General features: G+C 54.3%; 9 protein-coding genes and 1 pseudogene. All 10 read left to right on the top strand.

What is annotated here, in order from left to right; genetic code table 11:
* A pseudogene (locus QZP87_RS03455) lies at positions 1-216 on the top strand (bifunctional methylenetetrahydrofolate dehydrogenase/methenyltetrahydrofolate cyclohydrolase); the annotation flags it as partial.
* 341 nt (positions 217-557) lie between these two features.
* On the top strand, positions 558-1,505 hold the full coding sequence (locus QZP87_RS03450; RefSeq protein WP_291321520.1) for an acetyl-CoA decarbonylase/synthase complex subunit delta: 948 nt from the start codon (positions 558-560) through the stop codon (positions 1,503-1,505).
* 226 nt (positions 1,506-1,731) lie between these two features.
* Entirely contained in the window at positions 1,732-3,075 is a 1,344-nt protein-coding gene (gene acsC / locus QZP87_RS03445; RefSeq protein ID WP_291321519.1) for an acetyl-CoA decarbonylase/synthase complex subunit gamma, read from the top strand.
* Positions 3,076-3,102: 27 nt separating this feature from the next.
* Positions 3,103-3,879 carry an AAA family ATPase gene (locus QZP87_RS03440; RefSeq protein ID WP_291321518.1) on the top strand — a complete coding sequence of 259 codons (777 nt, stop codon included), beginning with the start codon at positions 3,103-3,105 and terminating at the stop codon, positions 3,877-3,879.
* A 39-nt stretch (positions 3,880-3,918) separates the two neighbouring features.
* Complete coding sequence (locus QZP87_RS03435) at positions 3,919-4,698, top strand: dihydropteroate synthase (RefSeq protein WP_291321517.1); 780 nt, start codon at positions 3,919-3,921, stop codon at positions 4,696-4,698.
* A gap of 66 nt (positions 4,699-4,764) precedes the next feature.
* Positions 4,765-6,699 carry an FAD-dependent oxidoreductase gene (locus tag QZP87_RS03430; protein ID WP_291321516.1) on the top strand — a complete coding sequence of 645 codons (1,935 nt, stop codon included), beginning with the start codon at positions 4,765-4,767 and terminating at the stop codon, positions 6,697-6,699.
* A 70-nt stretch (positions 6,700-6,769) separates the two neighbouring features.
* Positions 6,770-7,417 (top strand): methylenetetrahydrofolate reductase C-terminal domain-containing protein, encoded by a 648-nt coding sequence (locus QZP87_RS03425; protein ID WP_291321515.1) that lies wholly within the window; start codon positions 6,770-6,772, stop codon positions 7,415-7,417.
* A 53-nt stretch (positions 7,418-7,470) separates the two neighbouring features.
* Positions 7,471-8,346: a methylenetetrahydrofolate reductase gene (locus QZP87_RS03420; RefSeq protein WP_291321514.1), complete on the top strand. Its 876-nt coding sequence runs from the start codon at positions 7,471-7,473 to the stop codon at positions 8,344-8,346.
* A 30-nt stretch (positions 8,347-8,376) separates the two neighbouring features.
* The gene (locus tag QZP87_RS03415) at positions 8,377-9,267 is read left to right on the top strand and encodes a DUF2520 domain-containing protein (RefSeq protein WP_291321513.1); all 891 of its coding nucleotides are present in this window, start codon (positions 8,377-8,379) and stop codon (positions 9,265-9,267) included.
* Between the two features lie 77 nt (positions 9,268-9,344).
* Positions 9,345-9,535, top strand: a 191-nt coding sequence (locus QZP87_RS03410) for a hypothetical protein (protein ID WP_291321512.1), incomplete at its 3' end; no start/stop codon positions are given.

Genomic DNA, 9,535 nt, shown 5'->3' with positions numbered 1-9,535 from the left:
ATGGTCACAGCGGATATGGTCAAACAAGGAGCCGTGGTGGTGGATGTGGGCATTCATCGTGTGGAAGACGGCCTCAAAGGGGATGTGGCGTTCCAGGAAGTCAAGGAAAAGGCTTCCGCCATTACCCCGGTTCCGGGCGGGGTAGGCCCCATGACCATTGCCATGCTCATGTCAAATACCGTCAAGTCCGCGAGAAAAAGAGTCGGCGGACCATAACTTTTCACCTAAGGTCCGGGGACTTTGCAAACAGGACGTAAAGACTCACTCCAAGGAAGCGTAAATCAAAACCTATACACGGGTTTGATAACCGGGATATTTCCTATAACATGCTTTGAATCAAGTTCGGTGTGTTACGGTTTTGATTAACGCTCCCTACGTCGTTCAGACAGTTTACGCCCAGTTTGCAAAGCCCCCGGACCCTAACTCTTTGCCATTGATGGGAAATAATTACGTTTTTTCAGGACGATGTAAAAATCCTGCCCACCTCGTTGAAGGCAAAACTTCATTGGGGCAGCGGATCACACAGGTAAACACTGATTAGAAGGAGACAGATAATCATGAGCTACAGCGCTCCCATAGACCGTTATACCGGCAAGATCAACAAAGTTGAAATTGGTACAGGTGATGCCAGGGTGCAGGTAGGAGGGGAAACTACTCAACCTTTTTATCTCTTTGAAGGGGAAATGCCCAACCGCCCCAGACTGGCTATGGAAGTCTGCGATGAAGCCCCCGGGGACTGGGCTAAGGCCCTGGAGGACGTGCTGGGGGATGTCTGGGACGATCCAGTGAAATGGGCTGCCAAGTGCAAAGACGAGTTCGGGGCGGATCTCATCTGCCTCAGGCTTTTAAGCATCGACCCCAACGGCGCGGACAAAGGCCCGGACGAAGCCCTGGAAGTGGTCAGAAAGGTGGCTGATTCCGTGGAGATTCCCCTGATCATTTACGGCTGCGGCAATGCCGCCAAGGATGGCGAGGTCTTGAAAAAGGTCGCTGAACAGATGGAGGGCAGGGCCATGGTCCTGGGACCGGCTGTGGAGGAGAACTACAAGACCATTTCTGCTGCGGCCATGGGTTTCGGGCACAACGTGGCCGGTGAGACCCCCATTGATGTGAATATGGCCAAACAGCTCAATATCCTCATGACCAACCTGGGCATGCCGGCCCAGCGCATCCTGATCGACCCCTCCACCGGTGCCCTGGGTTACGGCCTGGAATACACCTATTCGGTAATTGAAAGGGATCGCCTGACCGCTCTGCAGCAAAACGACGCCATGATGCAGATGCCCATCATCTGCGACATGGGCCGGGAAGCCTGGAAGGCCAAGGAAGCCAAAGTGGGAACGGACGAGCACCCGGAATACGGTGATCCGGTAAAGCGGGGCATAATGTGGGAAGCCATCGGAGTGACCAGTCTTCTGGTTGCCGGGGCGGACATAGTAGTGGTCAGGCATCCGGAAACGGTTAAGCTCATGCGCAGTACTATGGAAGGTCTGGGAGTAAAATAGGGCTCAAGAAGTCTTGTTTTAAGCATGCAGGACACGTATCTGTTTAACTTTTAAGAGAAAGCAGGGGACAGGCACCCCCGCACTTATTTCTGCCACAGAAAATTTCAGCATATTTGAAAAAATAAGTGCGGGGTTAGCCAGTCCCGGTGCCACATGCAAAGCGTTAAACAGATACCAGTACACAGAGATTTACAACAAAAATTAAAATGTACCTGGAGGTGCGATAATGGCTTTGACCGGACTTGATATTTTCAAAAAGCTGCCCCAGACCAACTGCGGAGACTGCGGAGTGCCCACCTGCCTGGCTTTTGCCATGAAGCTTGCTTCCGGTGGAGCAAGTCTGGATTTATGTCCTCATGTGAGCCAGGAGGCCAAGGACGCCCTTTCTGAAGCCTCGGCTCCGCCCATGCGGGAAGTTACCATCGGTCAGGGGGAAAATGCCCTGAAGATAGGCGGTGAGCAGGTTTTGTTCCGACACGAGAAGACTTTTTTCAAGCCCTGCGGCTTTGCCCTGGTTATTGACGATTCCATGGAGGCCGCGGAAGTGGATTCCAGGCTGGAGAGTCTCAAAAAATTGCGCTTTGAGCGCGTGGGTTACGAACTCAAGACAGACCTGGCAGCCCTGAAGTGCGCATCCGGGGACAAATCCAGCTTTGCCGGCCTGGTGGAAAAGGTAAAAGGTGCCTGCGACCTGCCTCTGGTACTCATGAGCGACGAACCCGATGTCATGTCCGCTGCCCTGGACGTGTGCGGAACCGGAAAGCCTCTTATCGCTTCCGCCACCTCAGATAATTCCAATGCCATGACCGAGCTGGCCAGAAAGCACAAGTGTCCCATGGTTGTGCGCGGCGGTTCCCTGGAGGAACTCTCAGGTCTTACTGAGAAGATAAGCAAGGCCGGGGTAAAGGATCTGGTCCTGGACAGCGGCAGCAGGGACCTGTCCAAGACCCTGGAAAACCTGGTCATGATGCGCCGCTCCGCCCTGAAGAAGAAATTCCGTCCCCTGGGCTACCCCACCATTACTTTTCCCTGCCAGGAAACCCAGGATGAAATGCTGGAAGCCATCCATGCCGCTGTTTATGTGATGAAATACGGCGGAATAATGGTCATGAACAACCTGCAGCCCTGGAGCGCCCTGCCGCTGTTCGTCCTGCGCCAGAATATCTACACAGATCCGCAGCGGCCCATGCAGGTCAAGGAGGGATTCTACGAATTCGCTTCCCCGGGCGACTCTGCACCGATTCTGGTTACAACCAACTTTTCCCTGACTTATTTCATTGTCTCTTCCGAGATCGAGTCCAGCAAGCGTCCGGCCCACCTGGGCATCGTTGACTCCGAAGGTCTGTCGACACTTACTGCCTGGGCCGCGGGCAAGTTCACCGCGGAAAAGATTGCGGCATTTATCAAGAAAAGCGGCATCGAAGACAAGGTCAAGCACCGCAAGGTAGTCATTCCAGGATATGTGGCCCAGATTAAAGGCGAACTGGAAGAAGAGCTTGAAGGCTGGGAAGTTATGGTCGGGCCCAGGGAAGCCAGTGAAATACCCGGTTTTCTCAAGTCCTGGCAATAGACTGTTTTTTTACAGACAGGTAGATATATGAAACTGGCAGTAAGCGGTAAAGGCGGCGTGGGTAAGACCACCATCAGCGCCTGCCTGGCCAGGCTCTTTGCCGGGCAGGGCTACAGGGTGCTGGCCATAGACGCGGATCCGGATTCCAACCTGGCTTCGGCCCTGGGAATACCTTCGGAAAAGGCTGCACAGATCCTGCCCATTTCCAGATCCTCGGAGCTAATTGAAGAACGTACCGGGGCCAAGCCGGGACAGAGCGGGTCCATGTTCAAATTAAACCCCAGAGTGGACGACCTTCCGGACAGCATGTCCGTAGAGCATGACGGGGTCAGGCTTCTGGTGCTGGGGGCTATAGAAAAAGGGGGACACGGCTGCATCTGCCCCCAGAGCACTCTGCTCAAGAGCCTGGTCAGCCACGTGGTGCTCAGGAGAAAGGAACTGGTCCTTCTGGATATGGAGGCCGGCATAGAGCACCTGGGCAGAGGAACCGCCAAGGGTGTTGATGCCTTGCTGGTGGTGGCTGACCCGGACCGCCAGAGTATTCAGACCGCCAGGACCATAGACAGGCTGGCCAGGGAAACGGGAATAGAAAAAGTACTGGTGATTCTAAACAAGGTCCGCTCCTCTGAAGAGGAAGAGCTTTTAAGAAAGGGGCTCAAGAATATGCATATCCTGGGAGTTGTGCAGGACAGTCCCGGAGTCCGCCTGGCTTCACTTAAGGAGGCTGCCCCGGATCCCGGGGATGCTGCTTTCAACCGGCAGATAGAGGTGCTGGTGAATGGTTTGAAAGAGCGTTTGCAGTAACAAGAAATGGATATTCCGACCTGGAATCAAGGGGGAAATATGTTAATTATCGGTGAGAAGATCAATGTCATGCTCAAGAAGATCGGGCAGGCCATGAAGGACAGGGACAAAAAGCCCATCCAGGACCTGGCAGTCAGCCAGGTGCAGGCCGGGGCCAATGCTCTGGATATCAACGCCGGGCCGGCCACCAAGAACGGCCCGGAAATCATGCAGTGGCTGGTAAACACTGTTCAGGAGGTTACAGACGTGACTCTGTCCCTGGACACCACCAATGCCGAGGCCATGGAGGCCGGGCTGCAGGTATGCAAAAATCCGGCAATAATCAACTCCACTTCCGGGGACAGGGCCAAGCTGGAGACAATTATGCCCATGGCCAAAAAGTACGATGCCGACGTCATAGGCCTGACCATGACTTCGGCCGGTGTCTCCCGCGACGCCAACGAGCGGGTGGCCATTGCCGTGGATATCATGACCGCCATGGCTGAATTCGACGTTCCCGTGGAGCGCCTTTACCTTGATCCCCTTATTCTGCCGGTGGGCGTAGCCCAGAACCAGGCCATGGAAGTGGTGGAGGCCATCAAGATGTTCCGTCAGCTCAATGACCCGCCCATTAAATCCGTGGTAGGCCTGAGTAACGTTTATAATGGCACACCTGAAAGGCTGCACAGTATTCTAAGTTCCACCTACCTGGTCATGCTCATGACCGTAGGCCTGGACGCAGCCATAGCCGATCCCATGGATCAGAAACTGATGGAATCCATGAAGACCGCCCGCCTTTTCAAGAACGACATCCTCTACTGCGACTCATACCTGGAATAAATTTTTCAGGGGGCCGGTCTTTTGGCAGGGCTGGCCCCGTCCAAACTTACAAGGAGTGCTATATCCATGAAGATTAATGCAATGCCTCCCTGCCAGGCAAAATGCCCCATCCACATGGATGTCCAGGGCTATGTGGCGGCCATTGCCAGGGGAGACGTGCAGGAAGCCGACAGGATTATCCGCAGGACCAACCCTTTTCCTTCAGTTTGCGGGCGTATCTGTACCCGGGAATGCGAATCCGTTTGCCGCCGGGGTAAAAGCGTGGATGAGCCGGTGGCCATCAGGGCCCTGAAGCGTTTTGCCTCGGACAGTGCCTCCGTTGGTTCAGAAGTTCCAGGCCCGGAAACCCGTTTTTCAGAAAAAGTCTGCATAGTGGGAGCCGGTCCTGCCGGCCTGACTGCGGCCCACGACCTGGCCCTTATGGGTTACCACGTAACAGTCTATGAATCCGAGGATGAGCCTGGAGGCATGCTCACCCGGGGTATTCCCAGGTACAGACTGCCCCTGGACCTGGTGCGCTCGGAGGTGGACCGCATCCGTTCCCTGGGCGTGGAAATAAAAACCGGGTACATGCTGGGCAGGGATATTTCCCTGCAGGACCTGCAAAAGGATTTTGATGCTGTATTTCTGGGTATGGGCAGTGAAAAAAGCACCTGTCCCGAGTGCAGCGGAATGGAGCTCTCCGGAGTCTGGACTGCCGTGGAGTTCTTAAAGGACGTCAGCCGGGGTAAAAAATTTAATCCGGGCAATAAAGTCATTGTCATCGGAGGCGGTCATACGGCTATAGATGCGGCCCGGACCTGTCTAAGGCTGGGGGCCAAAGATGTGACCATTGCTTATCGACGCACCATTGATGAAATGCCCGCAGGGATGGACGAGGTGGAAGATGCCCGGGAAGAAGGGGTCAGGTTTGAGTTCCTTACGGCTCCGGAAGCCTTTGAAGGCAGCGGCAAAGTGGAAAAAATGCGCTGCGTGCGCATGGATCTGGATAAGTCCTGCGGGGGAAAGGGCAAGCTGACCTGCGTGGAGGACTCTGCTTTCGAGATGGAGGCGGATACCATCATCCTGGCCACGGGCTACGCACCCAGGACCGAGGCCGTACAGGAACTCTGCACAGAAGGAGGGGACAGGCTGGAAATAAAGGACGCTGCCGGGTCTACCAGGACTCCAGGGGTGTTTGCCGGAGGAGATTTTGTCAGCGGACCCACTACAGTGGTTCAGGCCATAGCTTCGGGCAGAAAGGCGGCTGATGCAGTGCACAGGTATCTGCGCGGCATGGATCAGTCACCGGAAGAACAGGAAAAGGTTCTTGAGGACCTGGATGATGACGTGGCCCGCTTAGTGCCTGAGGCTGGCAGGCAAAAGCCGGTCTGCCTTAATCCCGGCTCCAGGGTTCATTCTTTTGATGAAGTGGAGCATGTTTTTACTCCAGAACAGGCCAGGGCGGAAGAAGCCCGCTGCCTGCACTGCAGTCTGGGGGCTCATGTTTCCCAGGACTGTGCCGTATGCCTGAATTGCGTCCTGGTCTGTCCGTATAATGTCCCCAGGCCGGGGGAGGAAAAGGCTGTCATTGATATGAGCCAGTGCCAGGCCTGCGGGATCTGCGCTGGTCAATGCCCGGCTTCGGCCATTGATCTCAGGCTGGAGTCCAGAACAGAGCTGCGCCAGAATATTCGCCGGGTGCTTGAAAAAGCTGAAAGTAGCTCCCATGGTGAGTTCAACTTTGCTTATGTCTGTGATTTCAGTAAGTTCAGGCCAGGAGATGTTCAGGGCGAAAATGTATACACTATAAACAGGCCCGGGCTTGGGCGCATTGACGTATATGAACTCCTGGTCCCTTTTGAGGCCGGGGCCAGAGAGGTCCTGGTGTCCGGTTGCGGCGAAGATGACTGCAAGTTCAAGGACTGCAGCCTGTGGACCCGCAGAAATGTTCAAAAGGCAGCCCGGATACTTGAAAGTATCGGAATGGACCCTGAGCGGCTGAAGATTGTTGAAGGTTGATAATTAAATGCTGAAACTTAACAAATGACACTTCTGATGGCAAAATCAAGCAAACAAAGAAGGTGAGAACATGATTGTTGCTGAAGTAAAGCCCATGGCCGAGATTCAGGACACGATAAAAAAATACAGCAAGGTCCTTATATCCGGCTGCGGCAGTTGCGTAACAGTCTGCCTCAGCGGTGGGGCCCAGCAGGTGGAGGTGCTGGCTTCTTCTCTGCGTACCGCTGCAAAAAGCCAGGGGCAGCAACTGGAGGTAGGTCAGGAAACCCAGCTGCGCCAGTGCGATCCCATGTTTATTGAACAGATCAGGGACAAGGCGGCCGGGTACGAGGCCATTTTGTCCATGGGGTGCGGGGCAGGGGTGCAGACCATGGCTGAGACTTTGGGCAATATCCCAGTATACCCGGCCCTGGATACCGTCTTTTTCGGCGGGGCTGACGGCCAGGGTGGGTTTATGGAAACCTGCGCAGCCTGCGGGCAGTGCATCCTGTCCAGGACCGGAGGAATATGCCCCGTGGCCAGATGCGCCAAGAGTCTTACAGACGGCCCCTGCGGAGGGGCTCAGGCAGGCAACTGTGAGGTGTCCAAAGATACCCGCTGTGCCTGGCAGCTTATATATGTCCGCCTGGTCCGTCTGGGGCAGGTGCACCTTCTCAAGGAAACCACTCCACCCAAGGCCAGAAGGGTGCATCCGGCCAGGTTGAACAGGGCAGAGTAATTGCACAAGCACTTGCCTGGTTGTAGGTGTTTTATAATAACAGGAGTTATTGTATGGGATTCAGGGAAGCAGTAGAGTCAGGCAGATTTTTGATTACCGCAGAGGTTGGGCCGGGCAAAGGCACTGACATGCATGAGCTGCTGGAGGACGCCGAGGCCATCAAAGACAGGATACATGCCATCAATGTCACAGATCTGCAAAGCTCGGTCATGCGGCTGGGTTCTCTGGCAGTCAGCCATATTCTGGCGGATAAAGGCATTGAGCCCATATACCAGCTCACCTGCCGGGACAGAAACAGACTGGCCCTGCAGTCGGATCTTTTAAGTGCCTGGGTTCTGGGGGTGAAAAACGTCCTGGCCCTCACCGGTGATCACCCTGTTCTGGGTGACCATCCGGAAGCAATGCCGGTTTTTGACTGTGATTCCGTAAGCCTTTTGCAGATGATGCAGACTTTGAACGGCGGACATGATATGGCCGGAAACGAACTCAAAGGAGTGCCGGACTTTTTTCCGGGAGCGGTGGTCAATCCCGGGGCGGACGCCGGTGCCGGGCTGGAGATGCAGCTGATCAAGCTGGAAAAGAAGATCGAGGCCGGGGCCAGGTTTATTCAGACCCAGGGGGTGTTCGAGCTGGACAGCTTTGAAAAATTCATGAAACGCGTAGAGGGATTTCACGTCCCCATAATGGGCGGGATCATCATGCTCAAATCCGCTGGCATGGCCAAGTTCATGAACAAAAATGTGGCCGGCATATCCGTGCCCGAGTCCCAGATCAAGGCTATGGCCGAAACCGAAGACAAGGCCAGAACCAGCGTGGAGATCGCATCCCATCTGGTCAAGGGCATGAAGGACATGTGTCAAGGCGTGCATATCATGGCCATCGGCTGGGAAAAGAAAATCCCCATGGTCCTGGATAAGGCTGGAATTTAGACCTATGGGTGTATGGGAGCGCGGGGAAGTATGAAGAACACAGCTATCATCGGTGCCGGAGTAGTTGGTACGGCGATGGGATATCTGCTTTGCAATGCCGGATATACTGTTACCGGGATTGCCAGCAGAAGCCTGGAGTCCGCGGTCAAGGCCAGGGATTTCATCGGGCAGGGCGAGGCCTCCACAGACCTGGCCGGCACTGCCCGCTCTGCCGGGATTGTATTTCTTACCACTTCCGATGACGCCGTCAGGCAGGTCTGCGAGAATATCGCTCACAGGGACGGTTTCATGCCGGGGAGCCTGGTTATCCATACCAGCGGGGCTTTGTCGGTTGATGTTTTAATGTCCGCAAAAAATAAAGGGGCCGTTACAGTTTCCATGCATCCCCTGCAGAGTTTGCCCAGTGTGCAGGAGGCCGTAAAAAACATTCCCGGTTCTTATTTCTGCCTGGAAAGCGAGGATGAAAGCGCTCTGGATAGGGCCAGGGAAATGGTCCGGGTGTTTCAGGGCAAAGAGCTGAATATTCTGCTGGGGGGAAAACCTTTGTATCATGCCGGTGCAGCAGCGGTGTCCAATTTTTTTGTGGCTACAATAGGATTCGGTCTGCAGCTGCACGAATACGCGGGGATAAACAGGCAGGACTCGCTCAAAGCCCTCCTGCCCCTGATCCAGGGTACCCTGAATAATATTGAGAAGATAGGGATACCTGCCGCTCTTACCGGTCCCATTGCCCGGGGTGATGTTCAAACCGTCGAAGATCATCTGGTTTCCATTTCCAGGGAAAACCCGGACCTGTTGGGACTGTACTGTGAACTGAGCAAATATACAGTGGAGCTGGCCCTGGAAAAAGGTACCCTAAAAAAAGATTCCGCCTTGAAAATTCTGGATCTGCTGCAACAGCACGCCCCTGGATATCATTGAGGCGGACTTTGTCTGCGAATTTCTGAATTTACCGGTTGTTTCCTTTAAGGCATGCTTTTTGCTAAAAATCTTTTTAGGTGCTTAGAGAAAATTTCAAACCAACATGTTGGTCGTTAAAATCGGTTCCTGGTTCTTCGTTCCTGGTTACCTCTTGTTCCCAGGCTGGAGCCTGGGAACAAGAAAGAAAAGAAAAGAAAAAAATCCCTGCTTGCATGTTTATGGGGACAGGCACGCCGGCACTTATTTTTTTATTGAACAAGAAACAGAT

Origin of the sequence: Desulfonatronospira sp., from assembly GCA_003563255.1 — a bacterium.
Taxonomy (GTDB): Bacteria; Desulfobacterota; Desulfovibrionia; order Desulfovibrionales; family Desulfonatronovibrionaceae; genus Desulfonatronospira.
The sequence above is the reverse complement of the archived record's forward strand: the minus strand, read 5'-3'. Positions and strand labels throughout refer to the sequence as shown.